Genomic DNA, 24,156 nt, shown 5'->3' on the forward strand with positions numbered 1-24,156 from the left:
ACCGCTACGTTCGAAGGGACACCGAACGCAGCGATCGACGGGAGTGACTCGCATGACGGACCGGCTCGGCATCGATGACGTGCGGCCCCTCTCGGGCGACGGCACCTACCCCTCCAAGGCGGTGGTGGGCGAGCACGTGCCCGTGCAGGCCACGGTCTGGCGCGAGGGCCACGACGCCGTGGGAGCCACCGTCGCGTGGCGCGGCCCTGGCGACCGCGCCGAGCGCACCGTGCGCATGCAGGAGCAGGGCACCGGCCTGGACCTCTTCGCCGCCACGATCGTCCCCGACTCCGAGGGGCTGTGGACGTTCCGCGTCGATGCGTGGAGCGACCCGTGGGCCACCACCGCGCACGCCCTCGACGCCAAGCTGGCCGCCGGGCAGACCCCCGCCGAGCTCGCCAACGACCTCGAGCTGGCTGCACGTCTGCTCGAGCAGGTCGCGGACCGCAAGGACCGTCGCGCCGAGCAGAAGGCGCTGCTGGGCGCGGCGTCGGCCCTGCGCGACGACACCCTGCCGCTCGGCGCACGGGTCGGGCCCGCTCTCGGTGACGACGTCCGCCGCACGATGCAGGAGCACCCCGTCCGCGACCTCGTCACCCAGGGGCCCGAGCGGCACGTCTGGGTCGACCGGCAGCGCGCCGCGTTCGGCTCCTGGTACGAGTTCTTCCCCCGCTCCACCGGTGGCGTCGACGCCCAGGGCACCCCCGTGCACGGCACGTTCGCCACGGCCACGAAGGAGCTCGACCGCGTCGCCGCGATGAAGTTCGACGTGGTCTACCTGCCCCCGATCCACCCGATCGGCCGCGACAACCGCAAGGGACCCAACAACACGCTCACGCCCGGCCCCGACGACGTCGGCTCGCCGTGGGCCATCGGCGCGGCCGAGGGCGGTCACGACGCCATCCACCCCGCGCTGGGCACCGAGGAGGACTTCGCCGCGTTCGTGGAGCGCGCCCGCGAGCTGGACCTCGAGGTCGCGCTCGACCTCGCCCTGCAGGCGGCGCCCGACCACCCCTGGGTGGCCGAGCACCCCGAGTTCTTCACGACGCTGCCCGACGGCACGATCGCCTACGCCGAGAACCCGCCCAAGAAGTACCAGGACATCTACCCGCTCAACTTCGACCTCGACCGCGACGCCATCTACGCCGAGATGCTGCGCGTCACCCTGCACTGGGTCGAGCGGGGGGTGCGCATCTTCCGCGTCGACAACCCGCACACCAAGCCGCCGGACTTCTGGGCGTGGCTGATCGCGTCGGTCAAGGCCGACCACCCCGACGTGCTGTTCCTTGCCGAGGCCTTCACCCGCCCCGCGCGTCTGTGGGGCCTGGCCCGGCTCGGGTTCACGCAGAGCTACACGTACTTCACCTGGCGCACCACCAAGCAGGAGATCACCGAGTTCGGAGAGGACCTGCGCGAGCACTGGGACGAGGGGCGCGCCAACCTCTTCGTCAACACGCCCGACATCCTCCCCGCGCACCTGCAGGTGGGGGGACCGGGCATGTTCGCCCTGCGCGCCGCCCTCGCGGCGACGCTGGCCCCCACCTGGGGCGTGTACGCCGGCTACGAGCTGTTCGAGTCCGCGGTGCTGCGACCGGGTGCCGAGGAGTACCTCGACTCCGAGAAGTTCCAGCTGCGCCCGCGTGACTTCGCCGGGGCCCTGGCCGAGGGCCGCTCCCTCGAGCCGTGGCTCACCCGGCTCAACGAGATCCGCCGTGCTCACCCGGCGCTGCAGCAGATGCGCACGCTGCACTTCCACCATGTCGACCACGACGCCCTGCTGGCCTGGTCCAAGCAGGACCCCGCCACGGGCGACACCGTCGTCGTCGTGCTCTCGCTCGACCCGCACGAGGCGCGCGAGGGCACCCTGTTCCTCGACCTGCACGAGCTCGGGTTCGACCACGACGCGCGTCTCGTCGCCCACGACGAGGTGACCGGCGAGACCTACGACTGGGGCGCGGCCAACTACGTGCGCCTCGACCCCGCGCGCACGTGCGCGCACGTCGTGCACGTCACGTCCCGATGACATCCCTTCCCCCTGATCCACCGAGGTGATCGCATGACCGACGACCCCACCCGCCAGGACACCGCACCGGACCCCCTCCTCGTGGACTCCGCCCTCGACGGACTCGAGCAGACCCCCCACACCGGCGAGAGCGTCGAGGCCGACGGGACCATGACCGAGCCGAGCTCGGAGGACTTCGAGCACGCCGAGCAGGTGCCCGCCGACCCCGACTGGTTCAAGCGCGCCGTCTTCTACGAGGTGCTGGTCCGGGCGTTCAACGACTCCAACGGCGACGGCACGGGCGACCTGCGCGGCCTGGCCGACAAGCTCGACTACATCGAGTGGCTGGGCGTCGACTGCCTGTGGCTCCCCCCGTTCTACGCCTCCCCCCTGCGCGACGGCGGCTACGACATCAGCGACTTCCGCGCCGTGCTGCCGGAGTTCGGCACCGTCGACGACTTCGTGCACCTGCTCGAGGAGGCGCACCGGCGCGGCATCCGCGTCATCACCGACCTCGTCCTCAACCACACGTCCGACGCGCACCCGTGGTTCCAGGCGTCGCGGCAGGACCCCGACGGCCCGTACGGCGACTTCTACGTGTGGAGCGACGACGGCACGGAGTACAGCGACGCGCGCATCATCTTCGTCGACACCGAGACGTCGAACTGGACGTACGACCCCGTGCGCGGCCAGTTCTTCTGGCACCGCTTCTTCAGCCACCAGCCCGACCTGAACTTCGAGAACCCCGCCGTCCGCGAGGCCATGCTCGACGTCCTGCGGTTCTGGCTCGACCTCGGCATCGACGGCTTCCGCCTCGACGCCGTGCCCTACCTGTTCGAGGAGGAGGGCACGAGCAGCGAGAACCTCCCCCGCACGCACGAGTACCTCCGCGAGGTGCGCGCGACGATCGACCGCGAGTACCCCGGTCGGGTGCTGCTGGCCGAGGCCAACCAGTGGCCGTCCGACGTCGTCGAGTACTTCGGCGACCCCGCGGTCGGCGGCGACGAGTGCCACATGGCCTTCCACTTCCCGCTCATGCCGCGCATCTTCATGGCGGTGCGGCGCGAGTCGCGCTTCCCGATCTCGGAGATCCTGGCGCAGACGCCGCCCATCCCGTCGGGCACCCAGTGGGGCATCTTCCTGCGCAACCACGACGAGCTGACGCTCGAGATGGTCACCGACGACGAGCGCGACTACATGTACCGCGAGTACGCGCGCGACCCACGCATGAAGGCCAACATCGGCATCCGCCGACGGCTCGCGCCCCTGCTGGAGAACGACCGCAACCAGCTGGAGCTGTTCACCGCCATGCTGCTGAGCCTGCCCGGCTCGCCCGTCCTCTACTACGGCGACGAGATCGGCATGGGCGACAACATCTGGCTCGGCGACCGCGACGCCGTCCGCACGCCCATGCAGTGGTCCCCCGACCGCAACGCCGGCTTCTCGCGGTCCGACCCCGGCCGCGTGTACCTGCCGCCGATCATGGACCCGACCTACGGCTACGAGGCGGTCAACGTCGAGGCGCAGATGGGCAACAGCGCCTCGCTGCTGTCGTGGACCCGACGCATGATCGAGGTGCGCAAGCAGCACCTCGCGTTCGCCGAGGGCGACTTCACCGACCTGGGCGGCTCGAACCCGAGCGTGCTCGCCTACCAGCGCGTGTGGACCCGTCCCGACGGGGAACGCGACGTCGTGCTCTGCGTCAACAACCTGTCCCGCTTCCCCCAGCCCGTCGAGCTCGAGCTCGGCGAGCACGAGGGGTGCACCCCCGTCGAGCTGACCGGCAGCGTCCGCTTCCCCCGCGTCGGTGAGCTGCCGTACCTGCTCACCCTGCCGGGCCACGGCTTCTACTGGTTCCAGCTGTCCGAGCTCGGCGACGAGGGCGAACGAAGGAGCATGACATGAGCGATCCCGTGAGCACTCCCGACCAGGGCACTCCCGACCAGGGCCACGAGGTCGGGGCCGCCGACGTCGACCGCGTGGTGGCGGCCCTGCCCGACTGGCTTCCCGCGCAGCGGTGGTTCGGCGGCAAGGACCGACCCGTCACCGGCACGCGCACCGTCGACTGGACCGTGGTCCTGCCCGGTGAGCCCCTTCTCGTGCACCTCGTGGTGGAGGTGCAGCAGGGCGACCGGACCGAGGCCTACCAGCTGCTCCTCGGTCGACGCAGCGACGGACTGCCCGACGTCCCGGCGGCGGCGGCGATCCCCGCCGGCGACGGTCCCGTCTGGTACGAGGCCAGCGGCGACGCCGACCTCACGGGCGTGCTGCTGGACCACGTCGCCGCGGGCGAGCGCGTCGGTGACCTGCGCTTCGACCCCGAGCCCGGCGTGGAGCTGACCACCGGCCTGCGCGCGCACCCCATCTCCTCGGAGCAGAGCAACACGTCGCTCGTCTACGGCGGCCAGTACATCCTCAAGCTGTTCCGCAAGCTCACCCCGGGCGTCAACAAGGACCTCGTGCTGCACCGCGCCCTGCGCCAGGTCGGGTCCGCGCACGTGGCCGAGCCGCTCGGTGCGATCAGCGGACGGATCGGCGACGACGAGGTCAGCTTCGGGATGCTGCAGCGGTTCCTGCCCGACGCCGCCGACGGCTGGGTCATGGCCACCACGAGCGTCCGCGACTTCATGGCCGACGACTCCGGCCTGCCGCCCGGCGACCTGGGCGGCGACTTCGCCGGGGAGGCGTACCGGCTGGGCCGGGCCGTGGCCGACGTGCACGCCGACCTCGCCCGTGCCCTGGGCACCGAGCCGGCGGCCGACGACGACCTCGAGCGCACCGTGGCGGCCATGGAGGCACGGCTCGACCGCGTCGCGGCCGACGTCGACGACCTCGCGCCCCACGTCGACGGGATCCGCGAGGCGTTCCACCGGCTGCACGGCATCGAGCTGACCCTGCCGCTCCAGCCCGTGCACGGCGACCTGCACCTCGGCCAGGTGCTCCGCACCGTCCACGGCTGGCTGCTGCTCGACTTCGAGGGCGAGCCGGCCTCGAGCCTGGCCGAGCGGTCGGCGCTGCGCTCGCCCCTGCGCGACGTCGCCGGCATGCTGCGCTCGTTCGACTACGCGGCCCAGCAGCTGCTCGTGGGCCAGCCCGCCGACGAGGAGCAGACCGAGCGGGCCGCGGCCTGGGCGCGCCACAACCGGCTGGCGTTCTGCGACGGCTACGCCAAGGCGGCCGGCCGCGACCCACGCGACGACGCCGACCTGCTGCGCGGCCTCGAGCTCGACAAGGCCGTCTACGAGGTGTCCTACGAGCACGCCAACCGACCCGACTGGTCGAGCGTCCCGCTGGGGTCGATCGCCCGGATCCTGCGTGAGGGTGAGTGACATGAGCGAGTCCACGACGAGCTGGCCCCCCGCGGTGGGTGACCTCGACCTGCACCTGGTGGCCGAGGGCCGCCACGAGCGGCTCTGGGAGGTCCTCGGTGCGCACGTGCGCACGCACGAGGGCCCGTCCGGGCCGGTGGGCGGGACCTCCTTCGCCGTCTGGGCGCCGAACGCGCAGGCCGTGCAGGTCGTCGGCGACTTCAACGGCTGGGACGGCGGGGCCCACGCGATGCGGGCCCTCGGCGGTTCGGGCGTGTGGGACCTCTTCGTCCCGGACGTCGGCGCCGGCGCGCGCTACAAGTTCCGCCTCCAGGGTCCCGACGGTGCGTGGCACGAGAAGGCCGACCCGCTCGCCTTCGGCACCGAGGTCCCCCCGGCCACGGCGTCCGTCGTCGTGGAGCCGCAGCACCGCTGGCGCGACGATGCATGGGTGGCCCGACGCGACGCGACCGCGTGGCTCGAGGCGCCGGTGAGCGTGTACGAGGTGCACCTCGGGTCGTGGCGACCGGGGCTGTCCTACCGGGAGCTGGCCGACGAGCTCGGCGACTACCTCGTCGAGATGGGCTTCACCCATGTCGAGCTCATGCCCGTGGCCGAGCACCCCTTCGGCGGCTCGTGGGGCTACCAGGTCACGTCGTACTACGCCCCCACGTCGCGCTTCGGCTCCCCCGACGACTTCCGGTGGTTCGTCGACGAGCTGCACCAGCGCGGCATCGGCGTCATCGTCGACTGGGTGCCCGCGCACTTCCCGCGCGACGAGTGGGCCCTCGCCCGCTTCGACGGCACCCCGCTGTACGAGCACCCCGACCCGCGGCGCGGCGAGCAGCCCGACTGGGGCACCTACGTCTTCGACTTCGGCCGCAACGAGGTGCGCAACTTCCTCGTGGCGAACGCGCTCTACTGGCTCGAGGAGTTCCACCTCGACGGCCTGCGCGTCGACGCCGTCGCCTCGATGCTCTACCTGGACTACTCGCGCAACGACGGCGGGTGGGTGCCCAACAAGCACGGCGGCCGCGAGAACCTCGAGGCCGTGCAGCTGCTGCAGGAGCTCAACGCCACGGTCTACAAGCACCACCCCGGCGTGATGATGATCGCCGAGGAGTCCACCGCGTGGCCCGGCGTCAGCGCGCCCACCGACGCCGGCGGTCTCGGCTTCGGCTTCAAGTGGAACATGGGCTGGATGCACGACACGTTGTCCTACCTGGGGCAGGACCCCGTGCACCGCTCGTACCACCACGGCGAGATGACCTTCGCGATCGACTACGCCTGGACCGAGAACTTCGTCCTGCCCCTCTCGCACGACGAGGTCGTGCACGGCAAGGGCTCGCTGTGGGGCCGGATGCCCGGCGACGCCTGGAACAAGGCGGCCGGCGTGCGCGCGCTGCTGGCCTTCATGTGGGCGCACCCCGGCAAGCAGATGCTGTTCATGGGCGGGGAGTTCGGCCAGGAGGGCGAGTGGGCCGAGTCGCGCGGTCTCGACTGGCACGCGCTGGAGGACCCGCTGCACGCCGGTGTGCTCGAGCTGGTCAGCGACCTCAACCTCACCTACCGCGACACCCCGGCCCTGTTCACGGCCGACGCGCGTCCCGAGGGCTTCCGGTGGATCGACGCCTCCGACACCCAGGGCAACGTCATCTGCTTCCTGCGGATCGGCTCGGACGGCTCGCAGCTGGCCTGCCTGGCCAACTTCTCCGGCAGCCCACACCACGACTACCGGGTGGGCCTGCCCCTGCCCGGCACGTGGCGCGAGGTGCTGAACACCGACGCCGAGTCCTACGGCGGCTCCGGCGTCGGCAACCTGGGCAGCGTCGAGGCCGAGATGGTTCCGCACCACGGGTTCGCGGCATCCGCCGAGGTCCAGCTGCCCCCGGCCGGGGTGCTCTGGCTGGTGCCCGAGCAGCAGTAGGTCGGGCCCGGTCCGCGCCCTGCGCACCACCCTTCGGCCCCGCTCCGCACGGAGTGGGGCCGAAGGTCTGTGGACCGCCGGGACGTTCTGCTTGTATTCGAACATGTGCTTGTTTCATGTCTGATCCTGCCTCTAGAATGGGAGTAGATCAGCAGGAGGAATCATGAGCGTCGCCGCACTCGACACCCACCCGGTGCCGGCGTGCGTGCACGGACTCCACGCCCTGCTCGACACGGTCTCCACCGCGGCGTGGGACGGCCTGGACCCCACCGAGGTCCGACGGCTCCTCGCCGAGATCGGTCGCGCCGAAGCACGGCTGTCGGCCCACAAGATGGCCGCCGCTCGCGTGCTGGAGAAGGCCCGCAAAGCTGCAGCCAACGGTGACGGTCCGCGACCGGGAACGGGCACCTCGACCGGGGCCACGATCTCGTTCGACTTCGGTGGGGACCGCGGCGGGGCCGACGCCCTGGTCAACACCGCGCAGCGGATCGAGGAGCAGACCACCCTCATCGAGAACGCGCTCGCCTCCGGGGTGATCAGCACCAAGCAGGCCGACCTGATCTCCCGCGCCCTGGCCAAGCTTCCCGACGACGTCACCCCAGAGCAGCGTGAGCGCTGCGAAGAGACTCTCCTGAAGGATGCGCAGAAGCTGACGCTCAAGGACCTGCGCCGCAGGGCCGCCCGGATCACCGACGCCTACAAGAAGACCACCGACGAGGTCGACGCCGACGAGGACGAGATCCTCCGCCGCCGCGAAGAGGAAGCCCGCAAGAAGACGTCGTTCTCGATGTGGGACAACAACGACGGCACCGTCACCGGACGCTTCACCCTCCCCGAAGCACAGGGCGCGATGCTCAAGACCGCGCTCGACGCGCTCGCAGCCCCGCACCAGAAGGTCGGGACCGTCAACGCTGCGACCGGGCAGATGGACGAGGTGGGATTCGGGCAGACCTACCCCCAGCGCCTCGGACACGCCTTCGCCACCCTCGTCGAGCACCTCCCCGCCGACCGCCTCCCCACCAACGGTGGCGTCAGCGCTGTCGTGACCGTGAACCTCGATCTCGACACCTTGATGGGCGGCATCAAGGCCGCCGGCCTCTCCGACGGAACCCGCATCAGCGCCGGCGAAGCCCGCCGGCTCGCCTGCTCGGCGCAGATCGTGCCGATGGTTCTGGGAGGTACGAGCCTCCCGCTCGACCTCGGATCAGCGAACAGGTTCTTCAACAGAGCATCGCGCCGGGCGATGGAGAAGAGAGATGGCGGCTGCACCGCACCCGACAACTGCGACCGCGACGCCCGGTGGACCGAGGCCCACCACCTCAACCCCTACGCCATCTCCAAGACCACCGACATCAGAGACGGCGCACTGCTCTGCCCGTTCCACCACCACCGAGCCCACGAACAGGGCTGGGTCGGGAGGATCAACCCCGACGACGGACACGTCGAGTGGAAGCTCCCGGGCTCCGACACCTGGCAACGGAACACCCGCTGGCGACCCTGAACCCCGTCCCATCACGACACCCCGACCAAACCGTCGGGGCACTCGTGCTGCCCAGCGACCGCTGAACCGCCCAGGACTGGTCTCGATACACCTCCCCTCGCTGGCGCTCGTGGAGGCACTCGACCACCGGAACCGCGCTCGACCACCGAGGCCGACTTCGCTGGTCGAGTAGGACGGGCGAGCTTGCGAGGCCCGTCCGTATCGAGACCATTCACCGACGGTCTCGACACGCAGGTACATGCCGGGCGGATACCGATGAACCGCGCGGAGTGGTCTCGATACACCTCCCCTCGCTGGCGCTCGTGGAGGCACTCGACCACCGGGGTGCTCACGGATCTCTGAGGCGTTCGGTGGATGGTCCCGGATGCTCGACCATCGGGGTCGGGATCGGCGGCGCGGCACTGTGCCGCGACCACCCGGCCGGCTGCACCTAGGCTGACGACCATGACGACGTGGGGTGCATCGAGCGAGGTCGGACGTCTGCGGACGGTCATGCTGCACCGGCCCGGGCAGGAGCTCGCGCGGCTGACGCCACGCAACAACGACTCGCTGCTGTTCGACGGCATCCCGTGGCTGGGGCGCGCGCAGGACGAGCACGACGCGTTCGCGCAGGCGCTGCGCGACCACGACGTCGAGGTGCTGTACCTCGTGGAGCTGCTCGTCGAGACGCTCGAGCAGCCCGAGGCGCGGGCCGAGATCATCGCCAGCACCACGGCCACGCTGCACCTCGGCGACAGCCTGCGCCGCTACCTCGTGTCGGCGCTGACCGACCTGCCTGCCGACGAGCTGGCCGCGGTGGTCACCGCCGGGCTGCGCAACGACGAGATCGCCCACCGCAGCATCGTCACGAGCCTGCTGCGCCCCGACGACTTCCTCGTGGACCCGCTGCCCAACCTGCTGTTCACGCGCGACTCGTCGGTGTGGCTGCCCGATCGGGTGGCCGTGACCAGCCTGGCCATGCCGGCCCGCGTGCGCGAGACGCAGCTGACCGGGCTGATCTACACCCACCACCCACGGTTCTCCGGGGCCGAGCGCGTCCACGGCCCGCACCTGGAGCACCTCGAGGGCGGTGACGTGCTGCTGCTCGCCCCCGGCGTGATCGCCGTCGGCGTCGGCGAGCGCACCACCCCGGCGGGCTTCGAGCGGTTCGCCTCGACGGTGCTCTCCACCGGGCTCGCGCAGACGGTGCTCGCGGTGCCGATCGCGCAGGAGCGCGCCACCATGCACCTCGACACGATCGTCACCATGGTCGACGTCGATAGCGTGGTCATCTACCCCAACATGGCCGACGAGCTGCGCGCCATCGCCGTCACGGCGAGCGACGACGAGGACGGCACGCTGGTGGTGGGTGCCGAGCGGTCCTTCTTCGAGGCCGCGGCCGAGGCGATGGGCATCGAGGCGCTGCACCGCATCGACACCGGCCTGGACCCGGTCACGGCCGAGCGCGAGCAGTGGGACGACGGCAACAACACCCTCGCGATCGACGCCCGTCTCGCCGTGGCCTACGAGCGCAACGAGCAGACCAACGCCCGGCTCGAGGAGCACGGCATCGAGGTCGTCGCGATCAGCGGCTCCGAGCTCGGGTCGGGGCGCGGTGGCCCGCGCTGCATGAGCTGCCCGATCCTGCGCGACTGACCCTCAGACGATCGTGACCTGCGGGCTGTAGAGCGCCATGGCGTCGAGGGCGCGGCGGTGGTTCTCCGGCGAGGAGCCTGCGCAGGCGTCGGCCACGACCTCGACGGTCGCGCCCGCATCGGCGGCAGCGAGCACCGTCGAGAGCACGCAGCAGTCAGTGGACACCCCGGCCACCACGAGCGTCGGCGCGGACCCGGTGACGGACCGGACCGCGCCCCACTTGCCGAACGTCGGCGCGGACACGACCGTGGCCTCGGCCGCGAGGTCGGCCAGGTCGGGCACGACGTCGAACATCGGGTCGTCGGCGGGCCGGTCGGCGAAGGGCCATGCGTCGAAGTAGGTGCGCCAGGACCCGATGCGCTCGGCGTCCGGGGCCGGGACCCATCGCGTGACGATCGTGGGCAGAGCGGCGGCCAGCGCCCGGATCGGCTCGACCGTGTCCGCGAACATCGGCGACCCCCACGGGGAGTCCGGGTCGGCGAACACCCGCTGCGGGTCCACGACGACCAGCCAGCTGTCGGTCACGGGACCAGCGCCTCCTGGCGGCGGACCACGGAGCGGCGGGCGACGAGCGTGACCACGAGACCGAGCGCGAAGGCCACGAGGACGCCGAGGTTGGCGTACGGCCACGCACCGTCCCAGCCGGCGCCGTCGGGCAGGCGGGTGCCCAGGCCGAACGGCTGGATGAGGTAGCCCTGCCAGTCGTTCCACGCGGTGCCCGAGACCTGGTTGACGACCAGGCCCCAGCCGATGACCGAGGCCACGAGCATGGTGCCCACCGACGTCCAGTCGACGGCTCCGTAGCGGCCGGAGGCGTCGAACAGGGCGGCGTCGTCGTAGTCGCGCCGACGCAGCGCGATGTCGCCGATCATGATGCCGGCCCAGGCGGCGATGGGGACCCCGAGCGTGATGAGGAAGCTCGTGAACGGGCCGAGGAACGTCTCCGCCACGAACACGACGTAGACGGTGCCGAGCGTCAGGATCACGCCGTCTACGCCGGCCGCGGCGGGGCGGGGGATCCGCACGCCCAGGCTGAGCAGGGTGAGGCCCGAGGAGTAGATGCCGAGCACCGCACCCGAGACGAGGGCCAGCACCGACGCGACCAGGAAGGGCACGAGGAACCACGTGGGCAGGACGGACGCGAGGGTGCCGATGGGGTCGTCCACGATGCCCGCGCTGAGGGTGTCCGAGGATCCGGCCAGCAGCACGCCGTAGACCACGAGGACCACCGGGGCGAGAGCGCCGGCGATCGTGTTCCACAGCACGATCTGCGAACCAGGGGTGTCACGCCGCTGGTAGCGCGACCAGTCCGCGGCGATGTTGATCCAGCCGAAGCCGAAGCCCGTCATCACCATGACGAAGGCGCCGACGACGGCCTGGCCCGAGCCGCCGGGCAGCGCCGTCACGCGGTCGAGGTCGATCTGGTCGAAGGTCAGCAGGATGTAGCCGATGGTCACGGCCCCGGTCAGCCACGTGAGGACCGACTGCATCCGCATGATCACGTGGTAGCCGGCCACCGACGCGGCGACGATCAGCGCCGCGATCACGACGCACGCCACGACCTTGGTTCCAGTGCCGCCGCCCCAGCCGAGCTCCCGGAAGATGGTCGCCGTCGCGAGCGTCGCCATGATCGCGAGGAAGGTCTCCCACCCGATGGAGATCAGCCAGCTGAACACGCCGGGCACCTTCTGGCCGACCACGCCGAAGGGCGCGCGGCTCAGGACCATGGTCGGCGCCGACCCTCGCTTGCCCGCGATGGCCACGAGACCGCACGCGGCGAAGGAGACCACCACGCCGAGCACGGTCACGAGGACGGCCTGCACCAGCGAGAGGCCGAAGCCCAGCACGTAGCTGCCGTAGGAGATGCCGAACACCGACACGTTGGCCGCGAACCACGGCCAGAACAGGTCGGACGGCTTGGCGGTGCGGTCGGACTCGTCGATGACCTCGATGCCGGTGACCTCGATGCCGGCACGCCGCACGGCCTCGAGACCGGACGGACCTGCGGTGGGCTGCTCGTTCATGCACCCAGCGTCCCACGGTCGGGCTCGACGTGGGCCCACCATCGGGCCCACGGGCCCGGGTGCCCAGCCGTCCGGGCGGCCTAGCCTCGCTCACCGGCACCGGCCCCCGGAGCCCATCCCCCCTCGGAGACTCCCATGAAGCGCACCCTCCTCGCCCTGACCGCCTCGGCCGCCGTCGCCCTCGCCACCACCGCCGGTCCGGCGGCGGCGTCCAACCCCGTCGACGTGACCAAGGAGTCCTGCTTCTCCAACCAGACGCTGCGCGCCGGCTGCGTCAGCCTGAAGTGGGACGCGAGTGACCGGAACGTCCGCGCGATCGGCCTCGCCTGGTCGAAGGGCGACCCCAAGGTCGGCGCGGTCACCGAGCTCACCCTGCAGCGCCGCACGTGTGGCGGGTCGTGGAGCACCGTCTCCTACGACGCCGACCCCGACGGCTACGCGGTGCTCGACACCGTCGGCTCCCCGGCGTACTCGGCCGGACTCACCGGTCGTCAGTGGCGCGCGAAGGCCGTGGTGTCGTGGAAGGTCTCCGGCTACCCCAGCACCCGCGGGAGCTCCGTGCGCACGACCCCCGTCTTCGGCTCCTGCTGAGCCGCGCCCCACCACGAGAGGACCCCCTCATGAAGCGCCTGCTCTCCGCGACCGCCCTTGCGGTCGCGTCCACGGCCCTCGCGGCCGCCCCCGCCCACGCCGACACCGTCAGCAAGGTCAACTGCGACGGCAACGACGGCAGCGGGCTCACCGCCTCCCAGTACGTCGCCATGCTCGCGTCGAAGCCGTGCGTCTTCGTCGAGTTCGACCGCACCGCGAAGCGAGGCACGGCCAAGGGGCTGTCCCGCCCCGAGCCGGGCCAGGGAGCCGTCACCCAACTGGCGCTCTTCCGACGCCCCTGCGGCGGCAGCTGGACACGCGTGGCCTACGCCCCCGACGCCGACGGCTGGTTCGGCGAGCAGCGCGACGTCGCCCAGACGTCCGCAGCCCAGGGCAGCGGCCGCGTCCAGTGGTACGCCTCGGGCAAGTTCTCCACGCGCGTCAACGGCACGATCGTGGCCAAGCGACTGAAGACCGGCGTCGTCGGCGCCTGCTGACCGCCCGGCTCAGCGGATGGTGAGCTGGCGGCTCGTCAAGTTGGAGCGGGCGTTGCGCTGCTCCGACGTGAGCGGGGCGTCGTCGGCGATGGCGGCGTCCAGACGCTCGGACAGCGCCGCGAGGGGGGCGTCGAGGGCCGCAGCGCCGTCGTCGACCACGGCGGGGTCCATCTCCCACACCGGCACGAGCAGGCCGTGCGCGCGGAACATGCCGATGAGCTTGGTGCCCTCGCCCAGCGTCTCCTCACCGGCGGCGGCCAGCCGGGCGAAGCCGTCGAGCACCGTGTCCTCGTTCTTGGTGACCACCCAGCGCAGGTAGCGCTTGTCGGCCATGCGCACCCAGTAGGCGGCCTCGACGGAGGTCAGACGCTCGGTCGGCGAGACCGACTCGTTGGCCTGGGCGAGCGCGTCGGAGCCCTCGGCATCGGTGCCCTCCACCCAGAAGTCGAAGCCGTCGTGCACCTCGACGTCGAACGACGACGCCGGGTCCACGACCTGCTGCAGCCGGTCGCCCACGCCGGGGTCGCGCACGGGGACGGGGTTGCCGGGCTCGGTCTCGCGGGCGGTCTCGATGGTGCCGGCGAGGTCGCGGCTCACGTCGCCGTGGTTGTGCAGCACCTGCAGACCGAGCCAGATCTCGCCGTCGGGACGGCGGATGCCGGCCCCACTGCCGGGGAGCAGGGAGCACACGCGCACCTGCTCGCCGTCGTTGAGCGTGACCGTGGCCGTGGCTGCGGGCACGAACTCGCGCAGCGCGATCCAGTCACCCTCCCCGGGCAGTCCCTCGAACGTGCGGGCCACGAACGGCATGCGGGCAGGCTTCGGGGCCTTGGTGCGGCGCGACTTCTTTCCCATGGCCGCACCCTAACGAGCCGGGCCGAGGTCTGCGGAGGAGAGGGTCGTCAGTGGTCGAGGGCGAGCTCGGCGCCCACGCGCGTGCCGGCCGACATGTCGACCCACCAGCGGTCGGCCACCCGGTTGATGATCGACAAGCCACGACCGCTGAGGGAGTCCTCGTCGAAGTCGATCGGCTCGAGCGAGGCGCCCTCGCCGCCGTCGTGCACGCTGATCTCGAGCAGCTGGCGATCGACGTCGATCGTCCAGCCGATCTCCATGGTGCCGTCGGCGGCGGGCCGGCCGTGGGCCACGGCGTTCGCGACCATCTCGCTCAGCACGATGAGGGCGTCGTCGATGGTGCCGGGGCTGGCGCGATGAACGGTCAGGAAGCCCGCGAGCTTGGTGCGCGCCATGCTCGGCGTGGACGGCTCGAACGGCAGTCGCACGGTCGCGGAGGGGCGTGACGACGCCGGTGTGGCGCCGGCTCCGCTCTCTCCGTCTGCACGCATATAGTCCAAAGTAACCATGTCCCCCCTGGTTTTCCACCCCCTGGCCCCACTCGCCTCCCGAGACGGACGATGCCGGTGGGACGGGCGGGACGCCCCACCAGACGAGGAGTGAGACCTGTGGACGTCCCCACGACGACCGTCGAGGACCTGCCCGACCCCCTGCCCGACGACCTCGTGGTGCTCGACGTGCGCGAGCAGCACGAGTGGGACGCCGGGCACGTCGACGGCGCGACGCACGTGCCGCTCGGCGACCTGCCGACGCGCGTCGGCGAGCTCGACCCGCAGGCCCGCACGCTCGTGGTCTGCCACCTGGGTGGACGCTCGGCCCGCGCGACGGCCTGGCTGTCCCAGCAGGGCCACGACGTCGTCAACCTCGCCGGCGGCATGGACGCCTGGGAGGCCGCAGGGCGGCCGACGACCTGACCCGGCTCCACGACTCGGCCCACGCCAGGGCCCGGACGCGGCGAGGCCCCCGGACCGTGTGGTCCGGGGGCCTCGCCGTGGCGTTGCCGGGCGTGCGGTGCACGCCCTAGCTCACTTGGCGGCAGCCTTCAGCTTCGAGCCGGCGCTGACCTTCACGCCGAAGCCGGCGGGGATGTCGATGGTCTCGCCGGTCGCGGGGTTGCGGCCCGTGCGCGCGGCACGGGAGACGCGCTCGACCGAGAGGATGCCGGGGATGGCAACCTTCTCGCCCTTGCTGACGGCGTCGATGAGAACGTCGGCGAGCGCGCTGAGCACGTCGTCGGCGGTCGTCTTGGTGGTGTCGGCCTTCTCGGCGAGAGCCGAGACGAGGTCGCTGCGGGAGATAGCCACGGGGACTCCTAGGAGATTCGGATGTTGTGCGCTTGTCAGTCTAGGGAGGAAACACCGACATTCCGCGGCACCCCGGGCCCTACGGCGTGCCTCGTCCCCGTGATATCGGGCCTCGGAGCGACTCCCAGGCCGGTCCGGGGGCGTCCACGAGCGCCGGGAGGGCGTCGAGGTAGCGCTCGCGCGGCCACGTGACGACGCCGAGCGACTCCAGGTGCGGGGTGGACCACTGCACGTCGACGAGGGCGTCGGGCCCCACCAGGTCGACCAGCGCGACGAGGGCCACCTTCGAGGCGTCTCGGGCGCGGTGGAACATCGACTCCCCCGCGAACAGCCGCCCCACCGACAGGCCGTACAGCCCGCCCACGAGCGCGCCGTCGTCGTCGCGCGTCTCGACCGAGTGGGCCCAGCCCAGCTCGTGGAGGCGCACGTACGCGTCGCGGACGCCCTGGTCGATCCACGCCCCGGGCCGGCTCGGGTCGGCGCACGCGTCGACGACCTCGGCGAAGGCGGTGTCGACGGTGACCTCGTAGCGCCGGACCGACTGGCGCAACGACCGCGACACCCGCAGGGCCGACGGCTCCAGGACACCGCGCTCCGTCGGCGACCACCAGTAGAGGCGGTCGTCGTGGGGCATCGGGAAGGCCCCGCACCGGTAGGCCTCCACCACGGTGGACGGGTCGAGGTCGGCGCCCGCGGCCACGCAGTCGCCGTCGGGCCACTCGTCGGGGTGGAACTCCCACATCGACCGCGGGAGGGGTGTCGGGCTCATCGGGCCGGGCCCATCGGTCAGGCCTCCAGGACCCGGAGCAGGTGGTGCCGCGGGGCGTCGCCCCACTCGGTCCACTCCTCGGGCGTCGCGGTCTCGAGGGACTCCCACCAGGTGAGCGCGCGGTTCACGGCCTGGGTGAACGCCGTGGCCGCGTACAGCTCGGCGACGTCACGCGGGCTCGCCACGTCGGACCACATCTCGGCGTAGGTGGCCATGACCTCGTCCCACGCGATGTCGGTACGCGAGGTGATCCAGCCGTACGGGACGCTCAGGACCTCGAGGGCGTGCGCCCACTGCAGGTCGCCGAAGTCGAAGACGCGCAGGTCGGCGAAGGCGTTCCAGGGGTGGACGTCGCCGTGCTGGACCGTCACGGGGATCGCCGACGTCGCCAGCCGGGCGACGGCCTCCACCAGCTCGTCGCGTCGCGCGGCCAGCCGCTCGGCGGTCTCGGCATCGACAAAGGACGGGTGGTCCGCCGGCACCGACCGGAGCAGGTCGAGGAGCGCGTCGAACCGGTCGGGCACGGTGACGGGGGCACAGTCCGGGACGCCGGTGGCGAGGACGTCGTCGCGGTGGTCGGCGAGGCGGCGCTGCAGGCGCGCGGTGGCGATCAGCACACCCCGCCAGTCGGCGAGCGTGGGCTCGCGCGAGTCGCCGAGGGTCTCGCCACGGTCGACCGTGAGCATCCAGCCGCGGCCCGGGTCGATCGCGAGTGGCGCCGCGACCTGGTCGGGGGCGATCCCGGCCAGCAGCTCGTGCAGGGCGGGCTCGAAGGCCATCGACGGACAGTTCGCCTTGAACCACAGCCGTCCACGGTCGGTCGGCACGACCAGCTGGGTGGACCACGGCCGCACGCGGGGCTGCTGGATGGGTCCGGCGAGCACGTGCCCCGCCTCCTCGGCGCGCTCGTGCACCCAGGCGTGCGCCTCGTCGAGCCAGCCGCGCGAGGTGACCCGCTGGCTGAACGCCTGGTCCATGGGGTGAGCGTAGGGCCACCCGCCGTCCACGCCCACGTTCAGCGGGCGGCCGAGGCCCGCGTCCCTAGGATGAGGGCATGGCAGGACTACGTGGCAAGGCGGCTGTGGCCGCCACCAACAAGATCGCACCCCAGGTCGCCGGCGGCTTCGTCCGCCAGGTGCTGGACCGGGCGATCGACGGTCTCGGACCGCTCCCGTCGGCGCGCAAGGCCGCGGACGCGCACCTCGTGGACAGCGACGGCGACGTGGAGCAGGCGATCGCGCGCCACGTCCGTCGCCACACGGCGCTCGCGGGTGCCCAGGGCTTCGTGACCAACCTCGGCGGCATCGCTGCCGTGGCGGTCGCCGTCCCGGCCAACGTCGTCGGCGTGACGCTCGTCCAGGCCCACATGGTGGCCGGCATCGCGGCGCTGCGCGGCTACGACCTCGAGGACCCGCGGGTCCGCAACGCGATCCTGGTCTGCATGCTCGGCGAGGACGCCGTCAAGGACCTGCTGCGCTCGGGCAAGCTGCCCTCGGCGCCGATGACGCTCGCGACGTCGCCCATGCACTCTCCCGAGCTCGACCGGATCATCTCCCAGGAGGTCACGGCCGAGCTGGTCACGCGCACCGTCGGACGTCGGGCGGTGACCCTCGTCGCGCGGCGCGTCCCGCTCATCGGCGGCGCCGTGGGCGCCGGCAGCGACGGCTGGGCCACGCGTCAGATCGGGCAGTACGCCGCCCGCGAGCTGCGCGACCGCAACATCCGCTCCGCCTAGCCCCCCGCGCGGTGACTTCTCCACCGAACGAGCCCCACGTGCATCGAGAGGTGGAGATTCCACCTTCTGGACGCCGAGACGGTGGAATCCGCACCGGTCGATCAGGCTGTGCAGCCCGTGGTACGCGGGCCGCGCTCCACGGGCTGACGCAGGATGGTGCGAAGCCGTTCCGGCGCGGTGCGCCGCGGGTCACCGAGGTAGATCTCGTGGTGGTGGCCCGTCATCCGTAGTCCGGCGGCCGGGATCTCGTGGTCGTGCATGCGGGTGAGCACGGGTCCCTCGTCGTCGTACGGACCGACGTGGAGCGTCTGCATGCACGGGCCCTCGTGGAGCGTCCGGAGCGTGACCCGCTCCAGCCCGACCGGCCGGTCCTTCTTCCGCGTCACCGCGGCGACAGCGTCGGCGAGGGCGGAGTCGTCGACCCAGGTCGGCGCCAGGATCATCGCCGTCCAGCTCCATCGACTCTTGTCCCGCGAGGTCGTGAACGTGGCCATGTCGTCGGACCACCAGAGCGCCTCGAGCGGCATGACCACCTCGTCGTGACCGAGCGCCTTGCCGGCGAACCGCAGCGTGTAGGCGACGGGGTAGAGCGCGCCGAGCGCCTCGGCGTAGGCGGGCGAGGTGTTCGGGTCGCCCCGGCCGTCGACCGCGAGGTAGGTCAGCGACGGGACGTCGACCACACGGAACTCGCCCTTCCGGGCGCGGTAGCAGTCGAGCTCGGACTTCCGGTCGAGGCTCACTCCTGCTCCCGCTGCCGGGCCCGGTACTCCGCGGCCGCGTACCGGTTGCCGCACGTGGTGCTGCAGAAGCGCCGTGACCGGTTGCGGGTGAGGTCGAGGACGATGCCGTCGCAGCCGTCGTCCGCACACACGCCGAACCGCGACAGCTCGCCGGCGCTGACGACGTCGGCGAAGGCCACGGCCGTCTCCACGCCGATGCGGGACGGGAGCGGGCTGTCGTCGTCGGCGACGTGCAGGTGGTGCCCGAGGCGGCCGTGGTTGACCAGCCGGAGCCGCGCAGGATGCTCGTCGAGCAGGGCGTTGACCCGGCGGACGGCGTCGTCGACGGAGGCCGTGAACAGCGCACGGAGGTCGGCACGCAGAGCACGGACGGCGTCGAGCTCCGCGCGGTCGCGGTCGTGCCGGCCGGTGTAGCCGTGCCGGGCGTAGTACGCGTCGAGCGCGCTCACCGAGGTCAGCGTGTCGGGATCCGACGCCGTGTTCACGAGCTCGACGGCCGCGACGAGGTTCGCCTCGGTGTCAGGAGCGAAAACCATGTTGACACCTTATGCCACGAGGCCCTACCGTCATGAGCCATGACCACTTACGCTCCTGACGGCGCTCGACGGTCGTCGACCTCCGGGTCCGGCCACACGTCGAGCGGCCTGGTCTTCGCGCTCGTCTCGGCCGCCGCCTTCGGGCTCTCGGGGTCGCTCGCTCGCGGGCTGCTCGACACCGGCTGGAGCGCGGGCGCCGCGGCGACGATCCGCATGGGCGTGGCCGCGCTCGTCGTGGCCGTGCCCGCCGCCCTCGCGATGCGCGGACGGTGGCACCGCGCCCGGGCCGCCGGGCCCGCCGTGGTGGTCTACGGGATCCTCGCCGTCGCCGGAGCCCAGCTGTGCTTCTTCTACGCCGTGCAGACGCTCCAGGTGGGCGTGGCGCTGCTCGTCGAGTACATGGCACCGGTCGCCGTCGTGCTCTTCCTGTGGGTGGCGCGGGGCGAGCGCCCGGGTCGGCTCACGGTGGCCGGCGCCGTGGTGGCCATGGGCGGCCTGGCCCTCGTGCTCGGCGTGGTCTCCGGAGTCTCGCTCGACGGCATCGGCGTGCTCTGGGCGCTCGGCGCGACGGTCGGCGCCGCCACCTACTTCCTGGTCTCGGCCGACGACCGCGTGGCGGTGCCGCCGCTCGCGCTCGCCGGCGGTGGGCTGATGGTGGGCACCGCGGTGCTCGGCCTCGGGGGCCTCGTCGGCGTGCTGCCCATGACGGCCTCCACCCGCGACGTGGCCCTGGGTGGCGCGACCGTCGACTGGTGGGTGCCGGTGCTGCTGCTCGGCGTGGTGACCGCCGCCCTCGCCTACGTCACCGGCATCGCGGCCGGTCGGCGGCTCGGCTCGCGGGTCGCGTCGTTCGTGGCGCTGTCGGAGGTGCTGCTGGCCGTCGTCTTCGCCTGGCTGCTGCTCGGCGAGCTGCCCGGTCCGGCCCAGCTGGTCGGTGGCGCACTGGTGCTCGCCGGCGTGGTGCTCGTGAAGCTGGGCGAGCGCAGCGTCGCGACGTCGGTCGGTCCGACCGTCGAGCCGGTCCCGCCCGGCGCCTGACCCTCCACGTCGACCGACTCAGGTGCGCACGTGCATCCGTTCGCCCTGGGGGCCGAAGATGGCCAGCACCTCGGCGGGGTGGGGCCCGGGGCAGGAGACCCAGTGCGGGGTCCGGGTGTCGAACTCCACCACCTCTCCCGGCCCGATCGTCAGGTCACGGGTGCCGAGCACGAGGCGCACCCGCCCGGACAGGACGTACATCCACTCGTAGCCCTCGTGCGTCTGGAGGGTCGGCTCCGCGCCGGGCTCGGGCGGCATGACGATCTTGTAGGACTGGAGCCCGCCGGGGCGTCGCGTGAGCGGCACGAAGGTGCGCCCGTGCCGCACGACCGGGCGGGCACGGACCCGCGGGTCGCCGGTCTCGGGTGCGTCGACCAGCTCGTCGAGGGCCACGCCGTGGGCGGCGGCCAGCGGCAGGAGCAGCTCCAGCGTCGGCCTGCGCTGCCCGGACTCCAGCCTCGAGAGGGTGCTCACGGAGATCCCGGTCCGATCGGCCAGGTCGGTGAGCGTGGCCTCCTGCTCGAGGCGGAGCTGGCGCAGGCGCGGGCCGACGCCGGCCAGCACGTCGCCGAGGTCCGAGGCTTCCATCGGACCAGTTTGCCATTGCGGCAACACTGCTTGTCAAGTCAGCACGCGCGGGGCAGGCTCGTCCCATGAGCCTGAACTTCACTCCTGACACCACCGCCGTCGACGTGGTCGTGGTGGGCGGAGGTGCCGCCGGTCTGAGCACCGCGCTGGTCCTCGCCCGCTCGCGACGCTCCGTCGTGGTGGTCGACGCCGGCGAGCAGCGCAACGCCCCGGCCGACCACATGCACAACTACCTCGGCCGCGAGGGCACCCCGCCGCTCGAGCTCGCCCGGATCGGTCGCGAGGAGGTCGAGTCCTACGGTGCGACCGTCGTGCGCGGTCGCGTCACCGGCGCGGAGGAGCTCCCCGGAGCGGCTCCCTCGTTCGCCATCGCCGTCGACGACGGGAGCCGGTTCGTGGCGCGCCGCGTGGTGCTGGCCACCGGGGTCGTGGACGAGCTGCCCGACGTCCCCGGCCTGGCCGAGCGGTGGGGGCGTGACGTGCTGCACTGCCCCTACTGCCACGGCTGGGAGGTGCGCGACCAGCGCGTCGGCGTGCTGCTGACCAGCCCCCTGGGCCTGCACCAGGCCGGCCTGTTCGGCCAGCTCACCGACGAGCTGACCGTCCTGGCGAACGGCGTCGCACTGGACCACGGGCAGCGTGAGCCGCTGCGCGCCAAGGGCCACCGCGTGGTCGACGACGTCGTGGCCGAGGTGCTCGTGACCGATGACCGGCTCTCGGGCGTCCGCCTCGCCGACGGCACCGTGGTGGAGCTCGACGCGATCGCCGTCGCGTCGTTCCCCCGCGCCCGCACCGACGTCGCCGACCTGCTCGGCGTGCCGACGGTGCCGGTCGAGATGAACGGGACCCCGATGGCCGTGGGTCTCGAGGTCGACGCGACCGGGGCGACCCCCGTGCCCGGCGTTCTTGCGGTCGGCAACGCCGCCGCGCCGATGGCGACCGTCATCGGCTCGGCCGCGGCCGGCATGCAGACCGGCGCCTTCCTCAACGCCCAGCTCGTCGCCGAGGACACCGACGCCGCCGTGGAGGCCGCGCGCGCCGCGATGCGCGAGCCCGAGGCGTGGGAGGAGCGGTACGGCGAGGCGGCTCCGGTCTGGAGCGGCCGCGTGAACCCGCAGGTCCCGGTGAAGGCGTCGGAGCTCACGCCGGGCCGCGCGATCGACGTCGGCTGCGGCGAGGGTGCCGACGTCATCTGGCTGGCCCAGCACGGGTGGGACGTGACGGGCATGGACTTCTCGCCCACCGGTCTCGACCGGGCGCGGCAGCACGCCGAGGAGGCGGGGGTGGCCCAGCGGACGTCGTTCCGGGTGGGCGACATCCGCACCTGGGAGCCGGGCGACGAGCGCTGGGACCTCGTGACCGCGCACTACGTGCACCTGCCGCCCGAGCCGATGCTCGACGTCGTGCGCCGGCTCTCGGCGGCGGTGGCGCCGGGCGGGACGCTGCTCGTCGTGGGGCACCACCCGGGCGACGTGCCGGCGGGCATCCGCGACCGCGACGACCTCTTCGTGCCCGAGGCGCTGCTGCCGGCCCTCGGCGACGGGTGGGACGCACGCACCGAGGTCGTCGAGCGCACCCACACCGGCATGGGCGCCCACACCGTCCGCGACAGCATCCTCGTCGCGACGCGGGCGGCCTAGAGGCGCCGAAGGGCGGCCTCGGCGGCGTTGAAGCCGCCCATGCCGTGCACGCCGCCGCCGGGCGGGGTGGCGGCGGAGCACAGGTACACGCCGTCGACGCCGAGCGAGTACGGGTCGAGCGTGGGGCGGGGGCGCAGGGGGATCTGGCGCCACGTGTTGGCGCCAGTGCCGATGTCGCCACCCACGTAGTTGGCGTTGCCGGCCTCGAGCTGCGCCGTGCCCTTGGAGACCACCTGCACGACCCGGTCACGGAAGCCGGGGGCGAAACGCTCGACCTGGCCCAGGATCAGGTCCGTCGCGTCACCCGGCCACGCGTGCGGGACGTGCGCGTACGCCCAGATCGGGTTGATCCCGTCGCGCGAGCGACCAGGGTCGGCGAGGTGCTGCTGGCCGAGCAGCACGAAGGGACGGTCCGGCATGACTCCCCGCGCGGTGCGTCCCTCGGCGTCGACGATCTCGGCTGCGGACCCGCCGACGTGGACGGTGCCGGCGCGGCGGACCTCGTCGTTGGTCCACGGGATCTCGCCGTCGATCGCCACGTCGATCTTGAACGCCGCCGGACCGTAGCGGTAGCCCCGCAGCTGCCGGGCCACGAGGGGCGGGATCGCGTCGCCGACGATGCCCAGGGCGCCGCGCGGCGAGGTGTCGAGCAGGATCACGTCGGGTCGGGTGCCGATCTCCTCGGCCAGCTGGCCCATGCTCGTGACCTCGACGCCGGTGCGCACGGTGCCACCGAGCTCCTCCAGACGGGCGACCAGCGCTGCTGCGATCGATCCCGAGCCACCCTCGGCGACCGGCCAGCCGTAGCGGTGGCCCGCGGCGCCGAGCATGAGACCCACCGAGGCGCTGAGCGGCGTGTCGAGCCGACCGAACACGTGCGCGGCCACGCCCATGAACAGGGAGCGGGCGGGCTCGTCGTCGAAGCGACGGACCAGCACGTTCGCCGGCAGGGCCGCCTGGAGCCCGAAGCGGGCGAGGGTGAGCGGGTGCGACGGCACGTGCACGACGGGACGCAGCACGTCGGCGAGCAGGTCGTCGAAGTCTCGCGTGATCGGGCCGAACAGCTTCTTCCACGAGCGCGCGTCGGCTCCGAGCGAGGCTGCCGTGCGCTCCATGTCGCGGCTGACCACCCCGGCGCGACCGTCGTCGAGCGGGTGCGCGAGGTCGACCTCGGGCCAGAGCCAGCGCAGGCCGTTCCGCTCGAGCTCCAGGGACGCGAGGTAGGGCGAGGCGACGCCCATCGGGTGGAACGCCGAGCACTCGTCGTGCAGCACCCCGGGCACGGTCAGCTCGCTGGTGCGCGTCCCACCGCCGACCCGGTCGGCGGCCTCGAGGACGGTCACGTCGAGACCCTCCTGCGCCAGGCGCACGGCGCCCGCGAGCCCGTTGGGTCCACTGCCCACCACCACCGCCGACGTCATGGCTCCATCCTGTCACCGCCTCAGACGCCCGCAGCCCGGCCGAAC

General features: G+C 72.4%; 23 protein-coding genes. 12 read left to right on the forward strand and 11 right to left on the reverse strand.

The window, feature by feature from the left end; genetic code table 11:
• The first annotated feature begins 52 nt into the window (after window positions 1-52).
• The 6 genes from ASF35_RS01490 to ASF35_RS01515 all read left to right on the forward strand — a co-directional run bounded on the left by ASF35_RS01490 (window position 53) and on the right by ASF35_RS01515 (window position 10,373).
• Window positions 53-2,023, forward strand: a complete 1,971-nt coding sequence (locus ASF35_RS01490) for a maltotransferase domain-containing protein (RefSeq protein WP_055961763.1) — start codon at window positions 53-55, stop codon at window positions 2,021-2,023.
• Window positions 2,024-2,173: 150 nt separating this feature from the next.
• On the forward strand, window positions 2,174-3,907 hold the full coding sequence (gene treS, locus ASF35_RS01495) for a maltose alpha-D-glucosyltransferase (protein WP_200931209.1): 1,734 nt from the start codon (window positions 2,174-2,176) through the stop codon (window positions 3,905-3,907).
• On the forward strand, window positions 3,904-5,331 hold the full coding sequence (locus tag ASF35_RS01500) for an aminoglycoside phosphotransferase (protein WP_162239293.1): 1,428 nt from the start codon (window positions 3,904-3,906) through the stop codon (window positions 5,329-5,331). The genes treS and ASF35_RS01500 overlap by 4 nt, the downstream gene beginning before the upstream one ends.
• A gap of 1 nt (window position 5,332) precedes the next feature.
• Window positions 5,333-7,237 (forward strand): 1,4-alpha-glucan branching protein GlgB, encoded by a 1,905-nt coding sequence (glgB, locus tag ASF35_RS01505; protein WP_082495317.1) that lies wholly within the window; start codon window positions 5,333-5,335, stop codon window positions 7,235-7,237.
• A 163-nt stretch (window positions 7,238-7,400) separates the two neighbouring features.
• The gene (locus tag ASF35_RS01510) at window positions 7,401-8,738 is read left to right on the forward strand and encodes an HNH endonuclease signature motif containing protein (RefSeq protein WP_055961772.1); all 1,338 of its coding nucleotides are present in this window, start codon (window positions 7,401-7,403) and stop codon (window positions 8,736-8,738) included.
• A gap of 444 nt (window positions 8,739-9,182) precedes the next feature.
• Window positions 9,183-10,373 (forward strand): arginine deiminase, encoded by a 1,191-nt coding sequence (locus tag ASF35_RS01515; protein ID WP_055961775.1) that lies wholly within the window; start codon window positions 9,183-9,185, stop codon window positions 10,371-10,373.
• A 3-nt stretch (window positions 10,374-10,376) separates the two neighbouring features.
• Here the strand turns inward: ASF35_RS01515 and ASF35_RS01520 are convergent, their stop codons facing one another.
• Both ASF35_RS01520 and ASF35_RS01525 read right to left on the reverse strand, forming a co-directional pair.
• Window positions 10,377-10,898 carry a cysteine hydrolase family protein gene (locus ASF35_RS01520; RefSeq protein WP_055961779.1) on the reverse strand — a complete coding sequence of 174 codons (522 nt, stop codon included), beginning with the start codon at window positions 10,896-10,898 and terminating at the stop codon, window positions 10,377-10,379.
• Entirely contained in the window at window positions 10,895-12,397 is a 1,503-nt protein-coding gene (locus tag ASF35_RS01525; RefSeq protein WP_055961782.1) for a cytosine permease, read from the reverse strand. Before ASF35_RS01525 ends, ASF35_RS01520 begins: the two co-directional genes overlap by 4 nt.
• Before the next feature lie 135 nt (window positions 12,398-12,532).
• On the opposite strand from ASF35_RS01525, the gene ASF35_RS01530 reads away from it, so the two are divergent.
• Together ASF35_RS01530 and ASF35_RS01535 are read left to right on the forward strand one after the other, a co-directional pair.
• Complete coding sequence (locus tag ASF35_RS01530) at window positions 12,533-12,988, forward strand: hypothetical protein (RefSeq protein ID WP_055961790.1); 456 nt, start codon at window positions 12,533-12,535, stop codon at window positions 12,986-12,988.
• 29 nt (window positions 12,989-13,017) lie between these two features.
• On the forward strand, window positions 13,018-13,485 hold the full coding sequence (locus ASF35_RS01535) for a hypothetical protein (protein ID WP_055961793.1): 468 nt from the start codon (window positions 13,018-13,020) through the stop codon (window positions 13,483-13,485).
• Window positions 13,486-13,494: 9 nt separating this feature from the next.
• Here ASF35_RS01535 and ASF35_RS01540 read toward each other — a convergent pair whose 3' ends face one another.
• Together ASF35_RS01540 and ASF35_RS01545 are read right to left on the reverse strand one after the other, a co-directional pair.
• Window positions 13,495-14,340 carry a DUF5926 family protein gene (locus ASF35_RS01540; RefSeq protein WP_055961796.1) on the reverse strand — a complete coding sequence of 282 codons (846 nt, stop codon included), beginning with the start codon at window positions 14,338-14,340 and terminating at the stop codon, window positions 13,495-13,497.
• 47 nt (window positions 14,341-14,387) lie between these two features.
• Complete coding sequence (locus ASF35_RS01545; RefSeq protein ID WP_162239236.1) at window positions 14,388-14,831, reverse strand: ATP-binding protein; 444 nt, start codon at window positions 14,829-14,831, stop codon at window positions 14,388-14,390.
• 117 nt (window positions 14,832-14,948) lie between these two features.
• Here ASF35_RS01545 and ASF35_RS01550 point away from each other — a divergent pair, with 117 nt between their 5' ends.
• Window positions 14,949-15,254 carry a rhodanese-like domain-containing protein gene (locus tag ASF35_RS01550; RefSeq protein WP_235493094.1) on the forward strand — a complete coding sequence of 102 codons (306 nt, stop codon included), beginning with the start codon at window positions 14,949-14,951 and terminating at the stop codon, window positions 15,252-15,254.
• Between the two features lie 111 nt (window positions 15,255-15,365).
• Here the strand turns inward: ASF35_RS01550 and ASF35_RS01555 are convergent, their stop codons facing one another.
• From ASF35_RS01555 to ASF35_RS01565, 3 genes are all read right to left on the reverse strand, one after another.
• Window positions 15,366-15,638 (reverse strand): HU family DNA-binding protein, encoded by a 273-nt coding sequence (locus ASF35_RS01555; RefSeq protein WP_200914486.1) that lies wholly within the window; start codon window positions 15,636-15,638, stop codon window positions 15,366-15,368.
• An 85-nt stretch (window positions 15,639-15,723) separates the two neighbouring features.
• Window positions 15,724-16,413 (reverse strand): leucyl/phenylalanyl-tRNA--protein transferase, encoded by a 690-nt coding sequence (aat, locus tag ASF35_RS01560; RefSeq protein WP_082482085.1) that lies wholly within the window; start codon window positions 16,411-16,413, stop codon window positions 15,724-15,726.
• 17 nt (window positions 16,414-16,430) lie between these two features.
• Complete coding sequence (locus ASF35_RS01565) at window positions 16,431-17,390, reverse strand: phosphotransferase (RefSeq protein ID WP_055961813.1); 960 nt, start codon at window positions 17,388-17,390, stop codon at window positions 16,431-16,433.
• Between the two features lie 77 nt (window positions 17,391-17,467).
• Between ASF35_RS01565 and ASF35_RS01570 the strand changes: the two genes are divergently transcribed.
• Window positions 17,468-18,148, forward strand: a complete 681-nt coding sequence (locus ASF35_RS01570; RefSeq protein ID WP_055961816.1) for an EcsC family protein — start codon at window positions 17,468-17,470, stop codon at window positions 18,146-18,148.
• Window positions 18,149-18,249: 101 nt separating this feature from the next.
• Here the strand turns inward: ASF35_RS01570 and ASF35_RS01575 are convergent, their stop codons facing one another.
• Together ASF35_RS01575 and ASF35_RS01580 are read right to left on the reverse strand one after the other, a co-directional pair.
• Entirely contained in the window at window positions 18,250-18,888 is a 639-nt protein-coding gene (locus ASF35_RS01575; RefSeq protein WP_055961819.1) for a GyrI-like domain-containing protein, read from the reverse strand.
• Window positions 18,885-19,424, reverse strand: a complete 540-nt coding sequence (locus ASF35_RS01580; protein WP_055961822.1) for a CGNR zinc finger domain-containing protein — start codon at window positions 19,422-19,424, stop codon at window positions 18,885-18,887. The genes ASF35_RS01575 and ASF35_RS01580 overlap by 4 nt, the downstream gene beginning before the upstream one ends.
• A 39-nt stretch (window positions 19,425-19,463) precedes the next feature.
• Between ASF35_RS01580 and ASF35_RS01585 the strand changes: the two genes are divergently transcribed.
• Window positions 19,464-20,462 carry a DMT family transporter gene (locus tag ASF35_RS01585; protein ID WP_055961825.1) on the forward strand — a complete coding sequence of 333 codons (999 nt, stop codon included), beginning with the start codon at window positions 19,464-19,466 and terminating at the stop codon, window positions 20,460-20,462.
• A gap of 18 nt (window positions 20,463-20,480) precedes the next feature.
• On the opposite strand, the gene ASF35_RS01590 is transcribed toward ASF35_RS01585, so the two are convergent.
• Window positions 20,481-21,050, reverse strand: coding sequence for a helix-turn-helix domain-containing protein (locus tag ASF35_RS01590; RefSeq protein ID WP_055961828.1), 570 nt, complete (start codon window positions 21,048-21,050; stop codon window positions 20,481-20,483).
• Between the two features lie 65 nt (window positions 21,051-21,115).
• Here ASF35_RS01590 and ASF35_RS01595 point away from each other — a divergent pair, with 65 nt between their 5' ends.
• Window positions 21,116-22,690 carry a bifunctional NAD(P)/FAD-dependent oxidoreductase/class I SAM-dependent methyltransferase gene (locus tag ASF35_RS01595; protein ID WP_055961831.1) on the forward strand — a complete coding sequence of 525 codons (1,575 nt, stop codon included), beginning with the start codon at window positions 21,116-21,118 and terminating at the stop codon, window positions 22,688-22,690.
• On the opposite strand, the gene ASF35_RS01600 is transcribed toward ASF35_RS01595, so the two are convergent.
• The gene (locus ASF35_RS01600; RefSeq protein WP_055961834.1) at window positions 22,687-24,111 is read right to left on the reverse strand and encodes an NAD(P)/FAD-dependent oxidoreductase; all 1,425 of its coding nucleotides are present in this window, start codon (window positions 24,109-24,111) and stop codon (window positions 22,687-22,689) included. The genes ASF35_RS01595 and ASF35_RS01600 overlap by 4 nt on opposite strands.
• Window positions 24,112-24,156: the final 45 nt, after the last annotated feature.

Source organism: Aeromicrobium sp. Leaf291, from assembly GCF_001423365.1.
Taxonomy (GTDB): Bacteria; Actinomycetota; Actinomycetes; order Propionibacteriales; family Nocardioidaceae; genus Aeromicrobium.

Coding starts and splice junctions, on each gene's coding strand:
- ASF35_RS01490 (WP_055961763.1), top strand. CDS start 53: ATGACGGACCGGCTCGGCATCGATGACGTGCGGCCCCTCTCGGGCGAC.
- treS (WP_200931209.1), top strand. CDS start 2,174: ATGACCGAGCCGAGCTCGGAGGACTTCGAGCACGCCGAGCAGGTGCCC.
- ASF35_RS01500 (WP_162239293.1), top strand. CDS start 3,904: ATGAGCGATCCCGTGAGCACTCCCGACCAGGGCACTCCCGACCAGGGC.
- glgB (WP_082495317.1), top strand. CDS start 5,333: ATGAGCGAGTCCACGACGAGCTGGCCCCCCGCGGTGGGTGACCTCGAC.
- ASF35_RS01510 (WP_055961772.1), top strand. CDS start 7,401: ATGAGCGTCGCCGCACTCGACACCCACCCGGTGCCGGCGTGCGTGCAC.
- ASF35_RS01515 (WP_055961775.1), top strand. CDS start 9,183: ATGACGACGTGGGGTGCATCGAGCGAGGTCGGACGTCTGCGGACGGTC.
- ASF35_RS01525 (WP_055961782.1), bottom strand. CDS start 12,397: ATGAACGAGCAGCCCACCGCAGGTCCGTCCGGTCTCGAGGCCGTGCGG.
- ASF35_RS01530 (WP_055961790.1), top strand. CDS start 12,533: ATGAAGCGCACCCTCCTCGCCCTGACCGCCTCGGCCGCCGTCGCCCTC.
- ASF35_RS01535 (WP_055961793.1), top strand. CDS start 13,018: ATGAAGCGCCTGCTCTCCGCGACCGCCCTTGCGGTCGCGTCCACGGCC.
- ASF35_RS01540 (WP_055961796.1), bottom strand. CDS start 14,340: ATGGGAAAGAAGTCGCGCCGCACCAAGGCCCCGAAGCCTGCCCGCATG.
- ASF35_RS01545 (WP_162239236.1), bottom strand. CDS start 14,831: ATGCGTGCAGACGGAGAGAGCGGAGCCGGCGCCACACCGGCGTCGTCA.
- aat (WP_082482085.1), bottom strand. CDS start 16,413: ATGAGCCCGACACCCCTCCCGCGGTCGATGTGGGAGTTCCACCCCGAC.
- ASF35_RS01565 (WP_055961813.1), bottom strand. CDS start 17,390: ATGGACCAGGCGTTCAGCCAGCGGGTCACCTCGCGCGGCTGGCTCGAC.
- ASF35_RS01570 (WP_055961816.1), top strand. CDS start 17,468: ATGGCAGGACTACGTGGCAAGGCGGCTGTGGCCGCCACCAACAAGATC.
- ASF35_RS01580 (WP_055961822.1), bottom strand. CDS start 19,424: ATGGTTTTCGCTCCTGACACCGAGGCGAACCTCGTCGCGGCCGTCGAG.
- ASF35_RS01585 (WP_055961825.1), top strand. CDS start 19,464: ATGACCACTTACGCTCCTGACGGCGCTCGACGGTCGTCGACCTCCGGG.
- ASF35_RS01590 (WP_055961828.1), bottom strand. CDS start 21,050: ATGGAAGCCTCGGACCTCGGCGACGTGCTGGCCGGCGTCGGCCCGCGC.
- ASF35_RS01595 (WP_055961831.1), top strand. CDS start 21,116: ATGAGCCTGAACTTCACTCCTGACACCACCGCCGTCGACGTGGTCGTG.
- ASF35_RS01600 (WP_055961834.1), bottom strand. CDS start 24,111: ATGACGTCGGCGGTGGTGGTGGGCAGTGGACCCAACGGGCTCGCGGGC.